The organism is Dictyobacter vulcani (assembly GCF_008974265.1).
In the GTDB taxonomy this organism is placed as follows: Bacteria; Chloroflexota; Ktedonobacteria; order Ktedonobacterales; family Ktedonobacteraceae; genus Dictyobacter; species Dictyobacter vulcani.
In genome coordinates this window covers 3,448,782-3,470,329 of the sequence record NZ_BKZW01000001.1, presented here as the reverse complement: position 1 = coordinate 3,470,329, position 21,548 = coordinate 3,448,782, and the positions used below count along the sequence as shown (strand labels likewise).

The 21,548-nt window shown below is 51.9% G+C and carries 16 protein-coding genes and 1 pseudogene; 5 read left to right on the top strand and 12 right to left on the bottom strand.

What is annotated here, in order from left to right; genetic code table 11:
• Positions 1-53: 53 nt before the first annotated feature.
• Both recQ and KDW_RS14645 read right to left on the bottom strand, forming a co-directional pair.
• A complete protein-coding gene (recQ, locus tag KDW_RS14650; protein ID WP_233097704.1) occupies positions 54-2,267 on the bottom strand; it encodes a DNA helicase RecQ in 2,214 nt (737 codons plus the stop codon).
• 323 nt (positions 2,268-2,590) lie between these two features.
• Positions 2,591-3,556: a response regulator gene (locus KDW_RS14645; protein WP_151756642.1), complete on the bottom strand. Its 966-nt coding sequence runs from the start codon at positions 3,554-3,556 to the stop codon at positions 2,591-2,593.
• A gap of 635 nt (positions 3,557-4,191) precedes the next feature.
• On the opposite strand from KDW_RS14645, the gene KDW_RS14640 reads away from it, so the two are divergent.
• Together KDW_RS14640 and KDW_RS14635 are read left to right on the top strand one after the other, a co-directional pair.
• On the top strand, positions 4,192-5,430 hold the full coding sequence (locus tag KDW_RS14640; RefSeq protein WP_151756641.1) for a hypothetical protein: 1,239 nt from the start codon (positions 4,192-4,194) through the stop codon (positions 5,428-5,430).
• A gap of 28 nt (positions 5,431-5,458) precedes the next feature.
• Positions 5,459-6,019, top strand: coding sequence for a hypothetical protein (locus KDW_RS14635; RefSeq protein ID WP_151756640.1), 561 nt, complete (start codon positions 5,459-5,461; stop codon positions 6,017-6,019).
• Between the two features lie 98 nt (positions 6,020-6,117).
• Here the strand turns inward: KDW_RS14635 and KDW_RS14630 are convergent, their stop codons facing one another.
• Positions 6,118-8,094: an acetoacetate--CoA ligase gene (locus KDW_RS14630; protein ID WP_151756639.1), complete on the bottom strand. Its 1,977-nt coding sequence runs from the start codon at positions 8,092-8,094 to the stop codon at positions 6,118-6,120.
• 116 nt (positions 8,095-8,210) lie between these two features.
• Positions 8,211-8,654 carry an SRPBCC family protein gene (locus KDW_RS14625; protein WP_151756638.1) on the bottom strand — a complete coding sequence of 148 codons (444 nt, stop codon included), beginning with the start codon at positions 8,652-8,654 and terminating at the stop codon, positions 8,211-8,213.
• Between the two features lie 218 nt (positions 8,655-8,872).
• On the opposite strand from KDW_RS14625, the gene KDW_RS14620 reads away from it, so the two are divergent.
• Together KDW_RS14620 and KDW_RS14615 are read left to right on the top strand one after the other, a co-directional pair.
• Positions 8,873-9,289 (top strand): DUF983 domain-containing protein, encoded by a 417-nt coding sequence (locus KDW_RS14620; RefSeq protein ID WP_151756637.1) that lies wholly within the window; start codon positions 8,873-8,875, stop codon positions 9,287-9,289.
• 93 nt (positions 9,290-9,382) lie between these two features.
• A complete protein-coding gene (locus KDW_RS14615; protein ID WP_162005239.1) occupies positions 9,383-10,279 on the top strand; it encodes a SirB1 family protein in 897 nt (298 codons plus the stop codon).
• A gap of 107 nt (positions 10,280-10,386) precedes the next feature.
• On the opposite strand, the gene KDW_RS14610 is transcribed toward KDW_RS14615, so the two are convergent.
• Positions 10,387-12,243 (bottom strand): MutS-related protein, encoded by a 1,857-nt coding sequence (locus KDW_RS14610; protein ID WP_151756635.1) that lies wholly within the window; start codon positions 12,241-12,243, stop codon positions 10,387-10,389.
• A 234-nt stretch (positions 12,244-12,477) separates the two neighbouring features.
• Between KDW_RS14610 and KDW_RS14605 the strand changes: the two genes are divergently transcribed.
• Complete coding sequence (locus tag KDW_RS14605) at positions 12,478-13,245, top strand: 3-hydroxyacyl-CoA dehydrogenase (RefSeq protein WP_151756634.1); 768 nt, start codon at positions 12,478-12,480, stop codon at positions 13,243-13,245.
• Positions 13,246-13,356: 111 nt separating this feature from the next.
• Here KDW_RS14605 and KDW_RS14600 read toward each other — a convergent pair whose 3' ends face one another.
• The 7 genes and pseudogenes from KDW_RS14600 to KDW_RS14565 form a co-directional block, all read right to left on the bottom strand.
• On the bottom strand, positions 13,357-13,938 hold the full coding sequence (locus KDW_RS14600; RefSeq protein ID WP_151756633.1) for an SRPBCC family protein: 582 nt from the start codon (positions 13,936-13,938) through the stop codon (positions 13,357-13,359).
• Positions 13,939-14,312: 374 nt separating this feature from the next.
• Positions 14,313-14,522 (bottom strand): hypothetical protein, encoded by a 210-nt coding sequence (locus tag KDW_RS14595; protein WP_151756632.1) that lies wholly within the window; start codon positions 14,520-14,522, stop codon positions 14,313-14,315.
• Positions 14,523-14,739: 217 nt separating this feature from the next.
• A pseudogene (gene lysS, locus KDW_RS35895) lies at positions 14,740-16,390 on the bottom strand (lysine--tRNA ligase).
• A gap of 174 nt (positions 16,391-16,564) precedes the next feature.
• Entirely contained in the window at positions 16,565-17,590 is a 1,026-nt protein-coding gene (locus KDW_RS14580) for an isocitrate/isopropylmalate family dehydrogenase (RefSeq protein ID WP_151756629.1), read from the bottom strand.
• A 683-nt stretch (positions 17,591-18,273) separates the two neighbouring features.
• A complete protein-coding gene (locus KDW_RS31740; protein WP_162005237.1) occupies positions 18,274-18,531 on the bottom strand; it encodes a hypothetical protein in 258 nt (85 codons plus the stop codon).
• 205 nt (positions 18,532-18,736) lie between these two features.
• Positions 18,737-19,687 (bottom strand): DMT family transporter, encoded by a 951-nt coding sequence (locus KDW_RS14570; protein ID WP_233097703.1) that lies wholly within the window; start codon positions 19,685-19,687, stop codon positions 18,737-18,739.
• A gap of 1,352 nt (positions 19,688-21,039) precedes the next feature.
• Positions 21,040-21,534: a 3-isopropylmalate dehydratase small subunit gene (locus KDW_RS14565; protein ID WP_151756626.1), complete on the bottom strand. Its 495-nt coding sequence runs from the start codon at positions 21,532-21,534 to the stop codon at positions 21,040-21,042.
• Between the last annotated feature and the right edge of the window lie 14 nt (positions 21,535-21,548).

Here is a 21,548-nt window from a genome sequence, read left to right as displayed (position 1 = left end):
ATCCATTAACGGGTACCGGGCTTCTTTGTGTCTGGTCTGCAAAAAGCGCTGGCTCAGGAGGTCACATTCTCTGTCTGGCTGGCTTGCAAATGAGCACGCACCAGACGAATATCTTCATAGGAATACTGATCCCCGAGAGATTCTTTAATCGGCTTCAGTTTCTCATCCCCGACTTCTTGAATGGCTCGGGCGATGGCCTGATACTGCTCGCTCGGGACCAGATGGGCCAGATCAGTGACCTCTCCTTCGGTGATGGCTGCGGTGAGATACTCAGCGACCGTGGATGGTGCGCGATCACAGGCCTGCGCAATCTCACGCAGGCTAAATCCCTGCTGGGCCAGGTTGACGATATTGCGACGTATATAGACGGCTGAGCGTGCGGACGCTGGCTTCGCACGCTCAGGTGTGGCGGGTGCGGCCGGAACTTTGTCAGGATGCTGCTCGGCATAGGCTTTGATCTCGTCGGTGAAGGGCGTATAGTAGGCCTTCAGCTTTTGTTCACCCACACCGGGTACCTTCAGAAATTGGGCCTGGCTCATGGGCAGTTGTTGGACCATGGCCCGCAAGGCGGCATCCGTAAAGACAACGTAGGGCGGAACATTATGCTCGTCTGCCAGTTGCTTGCGCAGGGCGCGTAAGCGCTGTAGGAACTGGTTGTCGGCGGCATCTAGCTCAACGACCTGGGCTGCTTTAACAGGGGTGGCTGCGGCTCCACGGCTGGCTGCTTTAGGGGTCACCTTCTGATAAAATTGGACCTCGCCATCCAGTAGCTTGAGCGAGTTGGCGTTTAAACGGAAAGTAGAATAGTTATCGCGCCGCTCTGATAAGAAGCCTTGCTGTAATAGATTCTGGCCGAGCGAGACCCATTCTTCACGGCTGAACTGTTTGCCATGACCATAGATGGGGAGGAGGTTGTGGCGAAAATCACGGATCTTTTGCGTGTTGGCTCCCCGCAGGACATCAACAATGTGATACAGGCCAAAGCGCTCACGGGTCTGATGGACGCCCGATAGAAACAGACGTGCGTCTTCACTACGCTCTTCAACTTGCGCGGTCTGCACGCAGTTGTCACAATTACCACAATTGGCGTCCGGAAACTCCTCGCTAAAATAGCTGAGCAGAACGCGGCGGCGACATTGAGAACTCTCACTATACTTTAAGACCTGCTGCAATTGCTGGAGCGCGATGGCCTGCTGCTGCTCACTCTCTTTCTGCGCGATAAAATATTGCGTTCGCACACGATCGGAGTAGCTGAAGAAAAGGATACAGTCGGCTGGCTGACCATCACGACCGGCACGGCCAGATTCCTGATAATAGCCTTCCAGGTTTTTCGGTAGATCATAATGGATGACCGCGCGCACATCTGGCTTGGCAATACCCATACCAAAAGCGATCGTGGCCACCAGCACTGGCACATCGTCGCGAATAAAACGATTCTGATGCTCGCTGCGTATTTTGGGCGATAGGCCAGCGTGATAGGGGAGATTGACGATGCCATCTTCCTCAAGATCAGCGCTGAGTTTCTCCACACCTGAGCGACTCAAACAATAGATGATGACAGATTCGCCGGCTTTATCGCGCAGCACCTGGACCAGCTCATCGTATGAACCTTTGTGCTTTTTGCGGACCTCGTAGGAGAGATTGGGACGATTAAAGCTGGCCAGATGCACACGTGGCTGCCGCAGCTGTAACTGGGTCAGAATGTCCTCACGAACACGTTCGGTAGCCGTGGCGGTCAAAGCCAGAATCGGCATATCTGGAAAACGGTTGCGCACCGAACCAATCTGGCGATATTCAGGGCGAAAGTCGTGTCCCCATTCACTGACACAGTGAGCCTCATCGACGGCCAGCAACGAGAGACCAATGGTGTTGTTGATATGTTCAAGAAAGGCCAGGAAACTGGGCTTAAGGAGACGTTCAGGGGCCACATAGAGTAGTTTGATCTGACCAGTCATGGCCGCCCGCTCACGACGTGCCGCCTCCTCATATGGTAGCGAGCTATTGACAAAAGTAGCCTCGATACCATTCTCCTGCAAGCGACTGACTTGATCTTGCATCAAAGCAATCAATGGAGAAACGACTATAGTCAGTCCTGGTAATAACAGGGCGGGTAATTGATAGGTAAGCGATTTACCACCACCGGTTGGCATTAATACCAGCATATCCTGCTGCTCCAGGACGGCTTCAACAATTTCTTGCTGTCCCGGACGAAAACTATCATAACCAAAATACTGCTTCAGCGCTTGATCGACATGCAACAATTTCAATATACTCCCTGATCCAGCTAATCCATGGACTCCCTACGTCACATCAATATGCGGGCGGCGATAGCATGTCACCATACTAATGGGTTCAGCGGGTGATGCATCTGGTCGCTTGCATTCTAAAGACACAAAGTATAGTATCTCACAGCTGTCTATATGCGATCAAAACAGATAGAGCAAATTATTGTGTTTTTTTTGTGATTATACCTGTTTTCGTGTTTTACTACGCACTACACACCCTTGAGCATAGTGCGCTCAAGGGTGTACGGGCCTGCTTGCTCGAACGCCCAACGGTCGCAGCGACCAGCGCTGCCGCTACGCTGGATTTAAATGTTGCTGTCGATGAGTCGGCCGCCGGGTTCATAAAGGTGGATGTGTTGCTGCCGGACAAGCTGGCGCAAGGTGCTTAGCAGCTCCTCTTTTGTCATGTTGGTCAGCACTCGAAGCATCTCGACATTTTTCTGGCCGTCGATGATCTGATAGAGCTGGCGCGTCCGAGGATCTGCGATGCGGGGCGGATCCACATAATCAATGCGTTTCGGGACCAAGAGCAACAATGGGAAGATAGGATTAGTGGCAGCTGGACGCTGAGGACCAGTTGCGCCAGATGGAGTGGGGGTTTCTGGCTTACCCGGGACATTCAAAGGTGGAAAAGCAAATTGTTGCGCACGAGAATTCGAGGAGAGTGGTATACCCTGACTGTGCTGGTTCTGCATGGCCTGCTGCTCTACAGGTACAGCGAATGGGTCAGTGGGTGGTCTCTGCCGCCCCGGCGTGTTACGTACAGAAGCAAATGGCGCTTGCACGTCAACCGGCCGATATGCGCCTGAGTCCTGTCTGGTAGCGGGAAGAGGCGTGTGAGGATCAAGAGGTCGCTGAGAAACAGGTGGACGCACGGATGTATTGGGGGTACGTGGACGTTCGGAGATGTTCTCCTGGACTGCTTCCACTAACTCATTAGCTTTGAATGGTTTGGTTAAATACGCATTGGCGCCCTGGCGCATGGCCCAGAAGCGGTCTGAAGAGGAATTTTTGGAACTGATCATGATCACAGGCAACGTGCGCCAGGCGTCCTGAGAACGCAGATAGCGACATACCTCGAAACCATTCATCCCGGGTAACACAATATCCAGTACGACACACTGTGGATTCTCTTGCGCGATGATGCGCAGCCCTTGCTTTCCGTCATTGGCAACTACTACCTGATAGCCTGCGCTCCGCAAAGATTGTTGCATAAACAAGCACTGCGTAGAACTATCATCAATAATAAGCACCTTCGGCGTAGTTGCCATGGACACACCCCCCGTTTTGTTCGCTATTTGCTCGTGCAATATAGCGTTGAAAAAGCAATCTTGAATGTTGTAATGTACGTACAATTATGCGGGTAAATCAGCTAGTTACTCTACAATCCTGGCAGTGTCATAGTACCATTCAAACGAGCATTTAAGCAAATATGTGAACATTTCTCCACCAAATGTACTCTTCAGCTAGAAATTTCTTTCTTTAATATGCTGCCTTTTGATAGCAAAAAATACTACTGGTGTGAAGCTGAAAGTAAACAACCTGGAACGATTGAGATTGCAATGCATTCATAGTGATTAACGCAGATAGCCATGGTTTTTGTATTCATTCACAAGCAGGTGGCCATCCATTATGCTCCCATGGCTCAAACGGAATGTAACAGGAACATCATTGATATATCTTGAAACAGACAGCTGTAAGTAGATTGAGGAAGATATAGCATAGTAAAAAACCATATGATACGATAAAATACAAAAGGTTAAATAGATAATAGCTCTCATAAGAAAGAGAGCGGGAGGAAGCATCGCTGCTTTGAGTTAAGGCCAACTATTGTCGGCTAGAGAGTCAAACACATTCTGAGCTTATTCTTTATTTTCCATTTATCAATAGGATAGGAGTCTGCTATATGGCTCAATCAAAGGTCCATGCAACACCACAGTCAACTGAAATACCTGCGCGAACACTGACCACAACACATTCTCAGGAGCGAACCTTACGTCGCGTCAGCGCCTGGCTATTACTCTTTTTTTTACTGCAAGGCGAGTTGGGAGCGGTCTGGGATCGTGAATGGCATGCGTATGTCGGCCGCGATCAGTTCTGGACCCCACCGCATACATTGATCTATACCTGTGTGTCTGGCGCTGGCCTGCTGGCGCTGGCGGTTGTGCTGTGGGAGACGTTTCGCTATCGTCGCCATACACCCGGGGTGGATGATACCTCGACCGTGGCTATTTTTCGTTTCTTCCATGCGCCACTCGGCTTTAGCGTACTTGGCTTTGGTGCACTGCTCTCATTGATTTCCGCGCCACTGGACAACTACTGGCATGAGCTCTATGGCATTGATATTGCGCTCTGGGCTCCTTTCCATATGATGGGTGTGACTGGCGGCCTGATCGGTATGCTAGGTATGGTGTATGTCTTTGCCTCTGAGGCGGCAATTGAGCGCGCATCCACCAGAGAACCCAGGCGCTACTTTGGTCTGACGGCGCTTGAACTGGGTATCGTCATGACGATGGGTAGTATTCTGAATTATGCCCTGACCGGCTTTTTGCAATTTCCAATTATCACTATTGGTACCATCCATATCGACACCTATCCTTTGCCTCTGGTAGCCGGTTGCCTCCTCTTTATGCTGGCAGTACTGCGGAGTACCCAGAAGGTGGGAACGGCCACACTCCTGATTTTTGTGCTGATGCTGCATACCATTGTCGTCGAACTCTTTGTGCCCTGGGCGATTCGGACGGCGGTTGATGTGCAACATATGCCCTACCGTCAACCGGGCCTGATACCACACTTTCAACTGGATTATGCCTTGCTCCCGATAGCCTTTTTGCTCTCAGCGCTGATCATAGATTTCCTGGCCTACCGCCAGCAGCGCAAGACCGATAGCCCAAATTTCTCGATGCGCACAACACTGATCATAGGAGCGCTGGCCTCACTACCAATATTGTTATTCACACCCTTCATCCTACTCAAATACACACCCTATGCCCCGATCTTTCTACCCGAAAAAGGGATTCCTGTTGAGCCGGTCCAGATGGGTATGATCGTGGTAGTCTCTGTCATTATAGCGATGGGCTTCGGTGCGCTGGGAGCATGGCTCGGTGACGATTTTGGTGATATCTGGCGCTGGAGTAAGCGCTAAACGGCCGGTAAAGAAACAAGAGGTTTCGATGGATAAAATTCTACGCCCACTCGCATTGCTCTGCATGCTTGGCTTCAGTATGCTGCTCCTGACCAGTGGCATGGCCCGGGCAGCCAGTCAGGATAGTGGTACGCAGGCAGCCCGTATCGATACGGTGTCGGCGGGTCCTTATATCATTGCGGTCAATCTCTCAAAGGATCCACCAATTACTGATGAGCAGTTCGATATCACCATTGTGCCGCGTGATGCCTCCCTCAAGCTGAACGGCAAAGTAATTATGCAGCCGGGTCCTGGCACCAATGGCATCAATCTACCCACGAATCTAACTCCTGTCGGAGACGGGAAAGGCAGTCTGAAAGCCAGTGTCCATATTCCAGTACAAGGGGCATGGAATATCGTCACACAACTCGATGGACCCAAAGGGGCAGGGCAGGCCAGCATCCAGGTCGTGGTCGGGGCACCAGGGGCGATGGCACCCTGGCTGGCCTGGCTCATCGGCTCTTCCCCGCTGGTCTTTATCGCCTTCTGGATTATTCATCAACACCGCTATCGCCAGCGCCTGCTCACATCCAGAGCAAATATGGCATAAACGCTGAATGCGACTGATACATGAGAGAGCCAGCATGGTTTTTTTTCGGTAAACTATGCTGGCTCTCTCGCTTCTTAAGTTCTTATGCTTAAGTTGTCTTAATTACGCTGACTGGCGAATTCCTGGAAGTAGCGGAAGGCCTGGGGGTTGCTGAGGGCGTCCAGGCTGACGGCTTTTTCCATGGGAAGGCCCATCAGGAGCTTCTTGACAGGTACCTCTAGCTTCTTGCCACTGAGTGTACGCGGGACTTCCGAGATGACGAGGATTTCGTCGGGCACGTGATGCGGCGAGATGTGGGTGCGCAGTTCGCTCTTGATTCTGGCTTTCAGGCTGTCATCCAACTCTACTCCGGGTCGCAGGACTACGAAGAGGGGCAGGTAATAGCCGCCATGAGGACGCTCGACGCCGACGATCAAACTATCCAGGACTTCGGGCAGGCCTTCGACGATGCGATAGATTTCACTGCTACCCATCCGAATTCCCATACGGTTGATAGTTGAGTCAGAGCGACCATAGATGACGGCACTACCACGCTCGGTAATGCGGATCCAGTCACCGTGACGCCAGATGCCGGGATAGGTGGCAAAGTAGCTTTCGCGATAGCGCTGCTGATCGGGATCGTTCCAGAAGAAGAGGGGCATGGAGGGCAGCGGTTCCGTGACGACGAGTTCACCGACCTCTTCGATCAAGGGCTGGCCAGCATCGTCAAAGGACTGCACATTGGCTCCCAGGGATCGACATTGCAGTTCTCCGGCATAGACGGGCAGCACGATGGAGCCGGCCACAAAGGCCGAACAGATATCGGTGCCTCCGCTGACCGAGGCTACCCACAGATCCTCACGTATATGCTCATGGATCCAGTGGAAACCTTCTGGTGGCAACGGTGAACCAGTGGAGCCGATGCCGCGTAGATGGCTCAGATCATAGCTCTGTCCTGGCTCGATGCCAGCCTTCATACAGGAAGCGATATAGCTGGCACTGGTCCCGAAGAAGCTCATCTGACTTTCCTGGGCAAATTGCCAGAGGGTCTCCAGGTTGGGATAGCCGGGACTGCCATCATATAACAGGATGACGGACTTCGTCAGCAAACCACCAACGAGGAAGTTCCACATCATCCAACCGGTGGTGGTGAACCAGAAGAAGCGGTCGCCGGGCTTTAAATCGACATCCAGCGTCAACGCTTTGAGGTGTTCAAGTAAGATGCCACCATGGCCCTGGACAATCGCTTTGGGGAGTCCGGTGGTGCCCGATGAATACAGGATCCAGAGAGGATGGTCAAAAGGTACCTGCTCAAAGGTGAGCTCGGCTGGCTCGCGTAGCACTTCGGACCAGAGCACGCCATGCCCGATGCCTTCAAGCGAGGGCTCAGTCTTTAAATAAGGAATGACCACGATCTTTTGCAGCGTGGGCAGTTGCTTCTGTAGCTCATGGATGACTGGCAAGCGATCAAAGCTTTTACCGCCATATTGATAGCCATCTACCGCAAACAGAACTTTGGGTTCGATCTGCTGAAAGCGCTCGGTGACGCTGCTGATCCCAAAGTCCGGTGAGCAACTGGACCAGATGGCACCAACGCTGGCACAGGCCAGGAAGGCGGTAATAGCCTGGGGAATGTTGGGAACATATGCAACCACACGGTCGCCTGGCTGTACACCCATGGCTCGTAATGATTGGGACAGCGCACCCACATTTTTGGTCAGTTCTTGCCAGGATATCTCGGTCAGCGCCTGGCGCTCGGAGCGAAAGAGTAGCGCGGGCCGATCGCTGGTCGCGTTGCGAAATATGTGCTCGGCATAGTTGAGGCGCGCGCCAGAAAACCAGCTGGCTCCCGGCATAGTATGGCTACTCAACACGGCATTATATGGCTGCGAGGCTTTGATCGAAAAATAGGACCAGAGGGAGGCCCAGAAATCCTCTAGCTTTTCAACCGACCAGCGCCAGAGAGCTTCACGGTCCTCAAAGTGCAGGCCACGTTCCTGAGTCAACCAATGCATATACTGTGATATATTAGCGTCGCGAATAACGGTTTCAGACGGGGTCCAGAGGGGCTGTTCTTCGCCAAATGGGGTATCCATTATCATGCTGCCTTTCATCTTCAACGGTGCAGTATGGGGCTCTGGTGAGCGATGTCAGTCACAGGAACGACATCGTCCCTGCGTATCAATAGTATACCTTATATCACTGCTGCCCATCAGCGTCCAACGGTGGTTTCTATGGCTTGTTTTAGCTGATTGACCTGGGTCTCCATTTGCTTTTTGACGATAGGGGTCACGAAGGGGCCGATAAAGCTGAGGGCGCTGCCGGGTTCGGCTTCTCCGATGATGGTGAGGATCGTGCCTCCGCCAGGGGTGGGCGCCAGGGTCATGGTATTGGAGAGTGGGAAGGGACCCTGGATCATTTTGAAGGCGAAGAGCCGCGTGGGTTGGTATTGGGTGACTTCGATGGTAGAGGCGAATTCACGGCCCATAAAGACCGCAGTCTGGGCGTAGGTGGATCCAACACCGATAACACCGGGTGAGAGGGCACGAATATCCCTGACCGGTAACCATGATTTAACTTTGTTCATATCGGTAACGTAGGCAAACACGGCCTCGATGGGTCTGGCGATGGTGATGCTTCTCTCTAAACGAATCATGGTAACTTCCTCCTTTGGCAACGATAGCACCTTTAAACATTATCCCACATATTCCTCGGTGGCGTAGCAAGCGCTCAGAAGCGGTGTGTCGACAGATACGCGACTCAGCGTGGTACAATATAGTATAAGTAAATGTTCAAATGGCTATGAATTAATTTACGTACAGGTACAACAATAGTTATCATCTCTCCCATAGGAAAGTTACAGAGAAGTACTATATGAATAGATTTTCCAAACTTCTATTACGCGGATTACTCCAACGGTGTCCTGTCTGCGGTCAGGGCAAATTGTTTTGTGGCGTGTTTAAAATGAATGAACGCTGCCCCGTCTGCCATTTCCGCTTTGAGCGTGAAGAGGGCTACTATACCAGTTCGATGGCGATCAACCTGGTGATCAGCGAGTTTATCGCAGCCGGAATTGTCCTGCCACTGGCAGCGATCCAGACGGTTCCAGTGCTACCGGTGCTGTTGATTGGTGGCCCGTTTGTGGTCATTCTACCGCTACTCTTTTTCCGTCCGAGCCGTGGGCTCTGGCTGGCAATGGATCACTATCTGAATCCTACCTCCGGCAGCGACCTGCCCGATGAGTCACCGCTTTTGAAGCGTTCACGCGGCATCAACGATAAGCAATCATAGGGGCATGCACTGTGCCGCAGCCGCTGATGAAACGCGATCAACAAGCCGAGCAACTTGCGCATGCCTGGCATTTTATGGTTAAATGCCAGGAGCATGGCAGATAATTTTTCACGACAGACAGCACAACAACGAACATACCAGAAGTTTGCAGACCTGGTTGGTGGGAATGAGAAGACGATCGACCTCGCACGAGCAGCACTGCTGATCGCAAGTGTGGCTTATCCAGACTTAGATCCCGTTCCACATTTTATGCACCTCGATGCGCTCGCGCAGCGGGTTCGCTTGTTATTAGAAAAATTCCGCTCTGAGCAGGCTGAAACCTCTGCTCCTGATACGGATCATCCGTTAGTACTGATTCACGCATTGAATCAGGTATTGATCACCGAAGAACATTTCCACGGCAACGAGCGCGACTACTATAATCCGAATAACAGCTTCCTGAATAAAGTCCTGGAAGAACGGACAGGCCTCCCGATCACGCTCTCAGTATTGTATATGGAAGTTGCTAAACGCGCAGGTATTGAGCTTGAGGGGGTTGGATTTCCCCACCACTTTATGGTGCGCTACCGCTGGTCTGAGGGTAGTATCTATATTGATCCTTTTGCCAATGGAGAGCTGCTGAATGAAGCGGAATGCCTGGAGCGTATCCAGAAGATTACGCAACGACAACACACGATCAATCCACGCTGGCTGGAAGCTCTTTCCTCACGGAAAATCTTGATTCGCATGTTGAATAATCTGAAGAGTACTTATATCGGGAACGAGGATTTTGAGCACGCGCTGGCGATCAGTGATCTGTTGTTGCTCCTGCTGCCTAAAGCGGGCGTCGAACAACGGGACCGTGGCTTTCTCCACCTTGAACTCAAGCATTATGGGCGTGCGATGCATGATTTACATGGATACCTGGAGCTCCATCCGGACGCCAAGGATCGCTATGAGGTTCGCAATCATATCAAGCAGATCCGCCAGGTGATTGCGCAATTGAATTAAGGGCAACGCCCTGATGAAGACCGAGGTAATCGACCGCAAGGGTCAAATCTACAAAATAACGGCGATCCGTGATTGGATCGCCGTTTTGCTTTGTCCGGGTGGTGGGCTTAGCCGTCGATGGGTAGGCCTTCCATGGCCATGATTTTGAGGGCGTTGGTGGTCGGGCATGGGCCTTCACGCAGGACGTAGTCAAAGGCCATCTGGCCTTCGATGACTTCTTCGCGGAAGTGTTTGTTCTGGACCTGGGGGACGCTTTCGGCGAGGTTGACCAGTTCCAGATCATGGGTGGAGATGAGGCCGACGCAGTTGTGACCAACCAGCGATTTGACAAAGGAGCGGCTACCGATCAGGCGCTCGCGGTTATTAGTACCTTTGAAGATTTCGTCTACGAGGAAGAATAAGGGCAACTGGCCCGGCTCCTTGAGCGCGTCTAATAACGCGTGCAGGCGTCGTACTTCAGCGTAGAAATAGGAATAGCCGTCGGTGACGGAATCGGTGACACGGATACAGGTGAAGAGGCGGAAGAGTGTCGAGGTAAAGGAGTGGGCACAGACGGGTCCACCGGCATAGGCGAGACAGAGGTTGACGCCCAGGGTGCGCAGGAAGGTGCTCTTACCGGCCATGTTGGAGCCTGTGATGATAACAACCTCTCCCAACTCGTTCATAGTGAAGCTATTGGTGACCTTTTTCTCTACGGCGAGCAGCGGATGTCCCAGATGATCGACCTCAAATGGTGGGCGACCAGCGCTCTGGAGCTGTTCGGCGGCCTTGACCTCAGGTAGGATATACTCGGGATTCAGGTAAGCGAAGGCGGAGAGGGATGAAATAGCTTCTAGCTCATACCAGGTATCCAGCCAGATCGGCAGGCGCGAGCGTAGCTGAGCTTTGTAATGGATCAATTGCCGGGCACAATACAGGTCCCAGGGAACAAAGGCATTGACGACCAGCCAGATGATGCCGTTGTTCTTTAAGGTGGAGGCCGAGGCTACACGGGCTGTGCCTTTGAGGACTGCGGATGGTCCAGTCTCGCGCTTATCGTGAAATGGCTGGCAGAGCGCTTGCAAGCGCGGATGCGAGCCATAGGGATATTTCTCTAAATAGGAGAAGATCAGGCTCAGGGTACCAAAGCCGTAGCGCAGATAGGATGCGTCCTCGAAAATATCACCGCGCTGATTGGCGGTCGCGAAGAAGAGAATAACGCTGGCGGCCAGGGTATACTGCCAGAACATCGGAATGATGTTGAAGAGTCCTAAGAGAAACAGGACCACCGTGGCTATATTCAGGGCCGACGAGATCCAGAAGAGGGTACGCAACGAGGAGGATGAGGTTGAGGGCTGATCCAGCCATTGAAGCAGGCGCTTTCCCTCTAACTGCTCAAACTTACCACCTGAGGCCAGTAACGAATTAAGGGTCAGGCGATCGCGAAAACGCGTCATCGGCGTCAGTTCACGCACCAGCGCCTGCCGCTGCTGAATCGTGTCCAGGTCAGGCGAGGTCTGCAATAACCAGTCACGCAGGCGTGCCATCCCTTCACGCGACACACCGGTATTGACCAGACGATGAATGGAGCGCTGGCCCGTGATGTCGATATCCATCTCAAAAGGATGTCCTTCGACCGGCGGCTCGGAGAAGACGGCCGGGATGCGCTCCCAGTCCAGGCGCATACGGGCGATATGCGCGGTCTTAATATGGAGCCAGAGGGTATGGCGGGCTATGCTGTGATCGATCAAGCCATGGAAATGGGCGACCACCCCAAATAAGATCATTGAGACCACAAAGACCGGAATGGCCAGCCACCACAGGGAACCAATCAACAAAACAACGGTGAGCGCGATACCCACAAAGAAAATAGCAACCCGCGACCAGGAATACACATTACTACGTGGTGTCAGTGCCTCTATCCGACGTTGTAGGCGCCGGACCTGCGCCTCTAGCAACTGCATACGTTCTTGTTTTTTATCCACTCTATTCTCTGTCCTTTAATGGTCCAACAACTGGTTACATAGAGTCTAGCACTTCCCCCTACTCCCGACAAGAGAACGGTGTGACTTGTAAGTGGCTCTTGCCAGGGGGTATGATGAAAGAAGGGCTTAGCTATCTATCAGTATTATAGTTAAGTGTGCGCCTATTTGCTGTAATTCAGGACCAATCAATATCTGCTCTATTTATTCTAATTCAACGAAGAAAGGGAATACCAGATGCATCTTCAAGATAAAACATTTTTCGTGACCGGCGGAGCCTCAGGACTGGGAGCGGCCTGCGTACGTCTGCTGACGGCTTCAGGAGCTAAAGCGATCATCGCGGATCTTAATGCCGAGGCCGGTGCTAAATTAGCCCAGGAGCTTCCAGAGAAGGCGTTCTTTGTATCAACGAATGTCACAGATGAGCAAAGTGTGCAAAACGCTGTAGAGAAGGCGGTAGCGCTTTCTGGGGCTCTTCATGGTGTGATCAACTGTGCCGGTGTGGGCTCGGCCGAAAAAGTCATTGGGAAACAGGGACCCGCCAGCCTGGAAAGCTTTACCAGGGTCATTAATATCAATCTGATCGGCACCTTTAATGTGATTCGCCTGGCTGGCATGGCCATGAGCACCAATCAACCTGAGGAGAACGGTGAGCGCGGCGTCATCATCAACACCGCCTCCGTAGCCGCCTTCGATGGGCAGATCGGCCAGGCCGCTTACTCCGCCTCTAAGGGCGGTATTGTGGGCCTGACACTCCCGATCGCCCGCGAGTTCGCCCGCTATGGTATCCGCGTCATGACGATTGCTCCCGGCCTCTTTGATACCCCATTGCTGGCAGGACTCCCCGAACAGGCGCGGATCTCGCTCGGTCAGCAGGTTCCCTTCCCGTCTCGCCTGGGCCGTCCTGAAGAATATGCAGCCCTGGCCAAACATATCATCGAGAACGAAATGCTCAACGGCGAAGTGATCCGCCTCGACGGTGCGATCAGAATGGCACCCCGGTAGGTTCGACCATTGAGGTCGATTAAATTCCGCTAAACGACCCTTGCACTATAAGCACAAGAATACATAAAAAAGCGACCCTGTGGCATATACCATAGGGTCGCTTGATGGTTTTTATTCGTTCTGGGACTTCTGTAGATAGCTGATGGCAATAGCCACGCCAACTACGGCGGCGAAGACAACCAGGAAGAGGCTGGCATTCTGGCCAGGCTTGTATTCTGTTCCCTTGACGGCGGTAACTTCTTCGTCTGAGACACCCAGGACGCTGCTGAGGGCATCGAGCATACCACCATAGATACGCTTGAGTCCCAGGGGTGCAAAGGTGCGCTCAAAGAAGCCTTTGACGCCGGTCGCGCCGTCCCATTCGCTGGTAACGCGCACACGGGTCCTGCTGCCACCATCAAGGGGAGCAAGCGCCCAGGTCGTGGTCAGCGATGAGTTAGCATCGCTCTCAGTGATGGTCGAACCACGTACCGTCTCATCCACACGCATGCGATAGTTGCGCTCACGATTGGCCGCCCTTAAGAGATAGCTAATCACGGTACCGCTACCCTTACCGCCTTTTTCCACGGTATAATCGACAAAATTAGGGGTCAGCAGTTTTGGGCGTTGCACTTTATAATCAGTCAGAATCGCATAGATTTCTTCAGGTCGTGCATCAATAATACGCTCTTTTTGAGCCTGAACTCTACTCACACCATTCCTCACATTCTTTATAATATACAAAACATCGCACACTCACCCACACTATTTAACTAACAGAGTATGTCCAGGTGTGGAAAACATGCCAGTTTTTGAGTACATACCGAGCATTGCAGCCAGTACACACTCTCATAATAGCACGCAACGGGAAGAAATAGAGAGACACATCTGGAGATGAAAAGATGCGCTCTTCTGGTCGATACCAGTCAAGCGCACATATCACGCTATTGAAAAACAATCGTGAACGCCACTCAATCGCGGCTAGCACAGCTCACACGATTGAACGGCACAAGACAAAATTCAGGGGCGATGGATCAAGCGTTCTGCGATGGCGCCATAAACACGTACAAATGAGGATGCGTTACTAATTAGAGGCAAGCATAGATATCGAGTGCATCAGCCACCTGTAATCGGGTCCATGTCTGCAACTTCGCCGGTGCCTCAGCGTGCTCAGATGGACGGAATGTGGCTTCTGCGCTCTTCAACTCTACTGATGGAACATACGATAATGATTGTTGCTTGCTTTTTGCCGACACATAGATAAAGAACTCATGGGCTGGCAGGAGATAATTACTCATCAATGGAAAACTCCTTCTGGTTGAGCGGAAGCATCTAGCCTCATCTTTATTATGCCAGCCAATTATGAAGAGAAGGTGAAGAGAATGTTATGAAAGGGTCAGAAAACTGTTTTTTTTAACATATCACCGCAGCAAGGAGGCATCATTTTTGGCGATGCCTCCTCGTACGTCGACAGGTCACAGCGACAAGCGTTGCTGGTACGTGTCAGGACGGGGGTTAGCGTTTTTCGGCGACGGTTGAGGGGGTTAACAGGAGTTTGGCCCGCTCGAGTCCGATTGAGAGTAGGAGGGTTGGGATACGTGGGCCGGTATCTTTGCCGCAGATTAAGGTGTAGAGCGCGATAAAGAATGAGCGTTGCGCCTGCTTGAGTTCGTCGTTGGGCGGCGTATCAATGGCCAGGCCACGCACTACTTTGGGAATGCTATACATCAATTCGGACAATTCAGTCAGGTTCCATGAAGTGTCCAACCGCTCGGCCAGCATGCGTACTCCGGCCTGATCCAGTTCAGAGAATTGGTCGAAGGACTCGCTATCAAAGGTGCTGTTGATATGCGTGCGCTCGTCATCGGGTAGATAGTTGTTGACCCAGTTGAGGGCACAGGTAAAGCGTGGCTCCAACTCACTGCGCAGGCTCTCCAGGTCCTCCATCTCGGGAAGGGTCTGTGAGATGATGCGCAATACCTGCTCCTCATTGGCCTGGGTGACATCAATCACCGAGGTGAGCAATGGGAACGAGACCGCTTTATGCGTGTAGACGATCTCTTCGGTACTGGTCCTGGTGGCGCGCTTGAAGAGGTTTTGATTGCTCTCATTGGCTGCACCCTTGTTAATCTGGCGCACCAGGGCATCCCACTCTTCATACATGCGCAACAGTCCCTGACCATAATCGATGTCAAAGGCCTGGTTATTGGCACGGCGAGCATACAGCCAGCGTAGGATGGCGGGCTCGATGATATTCAGGGCCGAGTCAATGGTTGCGGTAGTACCGGCCGAGCTCGAAATTTTAGAGCGGCCTCCCATACCCACAAAGGCGTAGCCGACGAACTGCGGAGCCTTCGCCCCATAAACCTTCTGCACGATGCACGGTATAGCTACTACCCGGGGAAGAATGGTCCTCACCACCTGGCTCAAAATCAACCTGCTCATAGCTCCAACGCATTGGCCAGTCGATTTTCCACAGCAACTTACCGTCGATGCGGTCATTGAGGCTATAGCCACCCTCATGTCCACAGTTATCGCAGACATAGGTTAGCGAGGCGTCCTCATCGTTATACGAGGTCAGGCGCGTCATATCTTTATGGCAATTATCGCAGTAGGGTTTGAAAGGATAATAGGCGGCGCGGCGCGCGTCCACGGTCTCCTTCTGGCCCTCCAAATTTTGATACTCGGACAGAATATCAAAGATTTCAAAGCGCTGCCGAATCGCTGCCTTGATCTGCTCACGATAATCCCCACGGCGATAGGCCTCAGACTGGCGGATGTAGCGTGGATGAATACCCAGGCGGGCCAGGCCTTCGGCGAAACTGGTGATGTAGCGCGTGGCATACGAATCATATTCGCCAAACGGATCCGGGATATCAGAATACGGCATGCCAATATAATTCACAAACTCAGCCGGAACACCAGATGGCACCTTACGTAAACGATCATAATCGTCCCAGGAATGGATGTGGTCTACCTTCCAGCCACGATCACGCAACTCTTCCGCAACCAGATGGACCGTCATCGGCTCACGCAGATTCCCCAGGTGGACAGGACCTGACGGACTGATGCCCGAGGCACAAACAATCGTGGCGTTCTCGCCCTTACGCTGCCGAACACTCGCTTCCACACGGTCGGCTACTTTGCTTACCCAATCAGCTTTCATGGTTATCTATTATCTCCAAAATTTGTATCTTTGACAAAACAAAAACGTAGGTTCGACCCTTGCAGTCGATTGCCTGGGTTTCGATAACGCCCACGGAACCATGTGTCACATTTCTTTGTGTATTGTCGTGAGGGGAGAAATCGGCCGTAAGGGCCGAACCTACGTTTCCGTAATTTATTTTCCGTACAACAGGCGTGTTTTGATGGCTTGCACGAATTCGCTGGTGCCGGCCTGGCCGCCCTGGTCAACAGGTAGCAGGGTTCCTGCCTGATAGGTTTGTTGGATGGCGGCTTCCAGGGTACGCGCCTGTTCATTATACCCTAAATAATCAAGCATTAAAGCGCCCGATAGAAGCATGGCGGTTGGATTGATGATGCCTTTGCCGGCCAGGTCTGGGGCCGAGCCATGAACGGGCTCGAAGTAGGCGTAGTTGTCCCCGTAACAGGCGCTGGGTGAGAGGCCAAGGCCACCAATGGTGCCGCTGGATACGTCGGCCAGGATGTCGCCATGCTCGTTGCCCAGTACCAGGACATCCAGTGTCTCAGGGGATGCAACCAGGCGACGCGCCATGTCATCGACCAGAAACTCCTGATAGCTCAGCTCAGGATGCTGACTGACCGCTGCTTTGACGATGCTACGGAAGCGTCCATCGGTGCGCGGCTGGATCGAGTATTTGGCTCCCAGCGTGACACGTCCGGGATAGCCAGCGGCCTGGCGTTGCTGCGCCAGTTTACAGGCATACGCCGCCACGCGCTGCATCTGCTCGTCCGTCGTAACCTTGACCGAATAAGCCCCCACCTTCCCTACCGGCGGTGCCATCCACCACGAGGAACTACTCGCTAACGCAGCCAGTTCCGCGACATCACCTTCACGGGGAGGATACATCCCCTCCAGGTTATCGCGCGCGATCACATAATCAATGCGCTCCGGATCCCGCATCGGACTGCGATAGCCGGGAATCCAGCGCACGGGCCGCACGTTGATGTAGGTCTCTTTATTCCAGCGCAGATACCACAGGATCGGACGGCTGGGACCACCACTGGCCCCGAACAGGGTACAATCGGCCGCGTCGATCGCTGCCCGCGTCACATCAGGAAACGGCGTACCATACTCAGCCTCAGCCTCACGGCCACACGGAGCCTCTACAAAGCGAATCTCAGGCACCAGAATCCGGAGTACCTCAACCGTCGGACGCATCACCTCAGGGCCGCATCATCGCCCGTAATCACACACACAGTTGGTGTAGACTGTACTACTCGGCCGCTCAACGCAAGTCCTCACTTTCGCCTCTCCATAGGGATCGGCATATCAACCAGCACTCAAGCGCATAAGGTCGGACAAAGTACAGTGCAACAAAAAACTCTTCATCCTACCAAACAAGGACGAAGAGCGCACTTCTCGTGTTACCACCTGTATTCACCGCTGCCTCACAGCAACAGCCTCAGCGGGTATAAGTCCCAGAAAACAAACGGGCACCTATACACCGATCCATCACGGAGATCACCGGCGAGTTCTACTCTCACAAACGTGATTTCTTCTCGCAGCTCCAGGGTCTTCTTCGCGGAACATCAACGTGCAAGCCTCTCAGCCAGCGCCTGCTCTCTGTCCGTCACGGCTACCCGCTACTCTCCCTGTCAAAGCTTTTCACCATATAAGATTGTCATTATAGCTAGTTATAGCACGCCCCCCATATTATGTCAAGAAATACCACTCCCTATAAAGGTTGCCACTACTGTTTATACCCGATTTAAGAGATCTTATGTATGCATTTTTAAGTGCTATTTTTTTATACGAGCCAGACAAAAAACCAGCTTCAGCAGTACATTTCGCTGAAGAGGACCAGCGTACCGGCAGCGCTGGTCGCCAATACTTTTCGGTTAGCGCTACGTTGAGAGAGGGTTCGACGTGACCAGCAAGCCATGTGTACGTGGAGAGGGCGCCACACGCGGAGGCCGCCCTGCTGCCGTTTGCGCAGGCCAGCGTGCAAGAACGATGCGCAGTGCTGTGGCGCCTCCAGGGATCGTGGGTGCCGTGCCGTTGCCTGCTCGCACAGCAACGTGGTAGAAGAGCGCGTGGATCCTCGTACCAGTGCGCAAAGGATCACGAAACAGGATCCGTCTCGGTGTAGGCGCCACAGGCATGCGATGCTCGTTGCGCACCTCGCTCCACGAGAACGCCGCATGCCGGCCTCCGCGTGTGGCGCCCTCTCCACGGATGATTCGCTGCTTTTCTCCACAACGTCTTTCGCCGCCACAAAACTCGTTAAACGAAAAGTATTGGCGCTGGTCGCTGCGATCTCTCGACGTACGACAAGCACTGCAACCACAATCCGCCTCTTCACGAGCCTCAGTTTCCAGGGACTTGCTCATGCGCGAACTGGTCGCAGCCGTCAAGGCTGCCGCTACGCTGCGACACTTTGCGCGGCGTCAGGAATGGTATGGAGCCAGTGGTAGAGATCCAGGAGCCTGCGATGATTAACACAAAGCCCAGCACAGTGGCGAGGGTGAGTTGCTCGCCAAGGATGGTGACGCCCAGGAGTACAGAGACGGCGGGATTAACATAGGTGATGACGGTCCCACGACTGGCTCCAACTTCGGCGATGAGGGCAAAGAAGGTTGGTAAAGCCAGGGCTGTACAGATCAGGCCGAGAATGAGCAGGCTCACAAGCACGCCCGCACTGGGTACGCTGCTGGGAAGCCGCGTCAGAATCAAGGGCAGCAGTACGATACTTGTCACGCTACATTCTCCGGCCGCGACGGCGGTTCTGGGCAAGTCAACCAGAGGTCGGTGCTTGAGCATCATGGCTCCGATCGCATAGCCAGCTGCCGCCAGCAGGATCAGCACGGCCCCAAACCACATCTGACTATCTCCACCAACATCGAAGCCCAGTAAGACAACCAGACCGACCAGACCTATCAGGAGACCAACGAGGCGCAGGCCCGTGACTCGCTCGCTTTTATCGAAGCCCAGTGCGAATACTGCAACCATAATCGGATTGGCCGCGATCAACAGGCTGGTGAGCGAGGATGAAACATGTTGTTCACCATAACTAATCAACAGGAACGCCCCGACCATATGGATAACCGAGAACAGCAGAACCATAGGCCAATGCTTGAGGAGTGACCGTAACGCTTTCTGGCGAGCCACCATCGGCAACAACACCATGGCTCCAATTATGGCACGAGCAAACACCACCACCGCCGGATCCAGCTCACGTACAGCAATTTTGATAAAAAAGTAAGGGATGCCCCAGAAGACGGAAATAGCGATAAAGAGTATCCAGCCTTTGCGTGTCATAATAGCTCCTGTATCTGTAGTTGAATCGCCTGATAGCAATAGCTTTTGTTCATCAATACACATTGAGTTAGTTGCAGATGCCTATCTGCGAGCGCCATTGAGAAGATACCATATTGATGGACTTGCAACAAGAGCCTTTTTTGCATGCAATAAGGGGGCCATTTTCCTCAACCATCAACCTCCACCTGTGGCAACTTAAGAATAAGAACTTAAGAAGCCTACGACACTTGTATTATCCTGGCAAAAAGTATAGTAACCGCTTAGTCCTGGCAGGAAGTATATCAACTTAAGAATAAGAACTTAAGAAGCCTACGACACTTGTATTGTATTTCTCTTTCCTGCAATGTAATACGTACCTCTTCGTTTACTTTCCTTGCAATAGATTATGTATCTCTTTGTATTATCTTTTTTTCTGCAATGTAATATGTATCTCTTTTATATTACTTTCACTATAAACTATTACGTACCTTTTTGTATTATCTTTTTTTCTGCAATGTAATATGTATCTCTTTTATATTACTTTCACTATAAACTATTACGTACCTTTTTGTATTATCTTTTTTTCTGCAATGTAATACGTATCTCTTTTATATTACTTTCACTATAAACTATTACGTACCTTTTCGTATTACTTTTAAATTCAAGGTATGCAATACCTTGTGCCTTCTATAATAAATATAGCATTCCCCTATACAATATATTTATTATATATTGTATTATTATATGTATTTTTTATTTATTATAATTAACAATATTTACTTTGTCAAGCTTTTCATGATTTTAATATCAAAATACAATTTAATGACACATAGAGTTATTTTTAAGGTTTCGTAGGCTTCTTAAGTTCTTATTCTTAAGTTGGAGCAAATAATTTATCAAAAGCAGGTGTCGTAGGCTTCTTAAGTTCTTATTCTTAAGTTGCCATAGTGGTGAATGTGTCAAAATCGTATGTCGTAGGCTTCTTAAGTTCTTATTCTTAAGTTGCCATGAGTTGTGAATGTGTCAAAATCGTATGTCGTAGGCTTCTTAAGTTCTTATTCTTAAGTTGCCATGAGTTGTGAATATGTCAAAATCGTATGTCGTAGGCTTCTTAAGTTCTTATTCTTAAGTTGCCATGAGTTGTGAATATGTCAAAATCATATGTCGTAGGCTTCTTAAGTTCTTATTCTTAAGTTGCCATGACAGGTTGGGTACAAAGAGCGACCCATCAGGTAGGGCGAGGGAGATGAAACTGGTCAGGGCTGTGAGGGAAGCTTATTCGGACGGGAAGAGGCACAGAGAAGGAAAAAGGGGAGAGAGGCCAGGGCATCCAGGGGGGGAATGCTCTAGCCTCTCTCGGGGAAGGGGGTTTGCTAGTAAATGAGTTGGCCGTTATTGGCTTCAATATAGTTGATTATACCACCGGCGGCTACGATGCGGGCAACAAAAGGATCAAGCGGCTCGGACTGAAATTTTTTTCCGGTGGTGATATTGCTGATCTGGCCACTGGTGAGATCTACTTCTAGCTGATGGCCGTCTTCGCTGTTGAGGACGGCTTCTTCGCAGACGAGGACGGGCAGGCCGATGTTGACGGCGTTGCGGTAGAAGATACGGGCGAAACTGCGGGCGATGACGACTTTGACATGGTTGGCCAGGATAGCGGTCGGGGCGTGCTCGCGCGATGAGCCACAGCCAAAGTTGTGTCCTCCCATCAGGATATCTCCGGGCTGGACGCCCTGGGAGAATTCGGGATAGGCTTCGTACAGGCAGTATTTGGCGAGCTGGGCGTGGTCGGTGGTGACGTTGTAGCGTCCCGGTATGATCAGGTCGGTGTTGATGTTGTCGCCGACTTTCCAGATGCGTCCCATGGGTTTGTGTTTCC

Excerpts from the sequence above, each read along its gene's own strand:
- KDW_RS14625 (WP_151756638.1), bottom strand. The coding sequence starts at position 8,654 with ATGATTCGTTTAGAGAGAAGCATCACCATCGCCAGACCCATCGAGGCC.
- KDW_RS14620 (WP_151756637.1), top strand. The coding sequence starts at position 8,873 with ATGAATAGATTTTCCAAACTTCTATTACGCGGATTACTCCAACGGTGT.
- KDW_RS14640 (WP_151756641.1), top strand. The coding sequence starts at position 4,192 with ATGGCTCAATCAAAGGTCCATGCAACACCACAGTCAACTGAAATACCT.
- KDW_RS14605 (WP_151756634.1), top strand. The coding sequence starts at position 12,478 with ATGCATCTTCAAGATAAAACATTTTTCGTGACCGGCGGAGCCTCAGGA.
- KDW_RS14635 (WP_151756640.1), top strand. The coding sequence starts at position 5,459 with ATGGATAAAATTCTACGCCCACTCGCATTGCTCTGCATGCTTGGCTTC.
- KDW_RS14630 (WP_151756639.1), bottom strand. The coding sequence starts at position 8,094 with ATGGATACCCCATTTGGCGAAGAACAGCCCCTCTGGACCCCGTCTGAA.
- KDW_RS14645 (WP_151756642.1), bottom strand. The coding sequence starts at position 3,556 with ATGGCAACTACGCCGAAGGTGCTTATTATTGATGATAGTTCTACGCAG.
- KDW_RS14570 (WP_233097703.1), bottom strand. The coding sequence starts at position 19,687 with ATGACACGCAAAGGCTGGATACTCTTTATCGCTATTTCCGTCTTCTGG.
- KDW_RS31740 (WP_162005237.1), bottom strand. The coding sequence starts at position 18,531 with ATGCCTGTGGCGCCTACACCGAGACGGATCCTGTTTCGTGATCCTTTG.
- KDW_RS14615 (WP_162005239.1), top strand. The coding sequence starts at position 9,383 with ATGGCAGATAATTTTTCACGACAGACAGCACAACAACGAACATACCAG.
- KDW_RS14595 (WP_151756632.1), bottom strand. The coding sequence starts at position 14,522 with ATGAGTAATTATCTCCTGCCAGCCCATGAGTTCTTTATCTATGTGTCG.
- KDW_RS14565 (WP_151756626.1), bottom strand. The coding sequence starts at position 21,534 with ATGGGACGCATCTGGAAAGTCGGCGACAACATCAACACCGACCTGATC.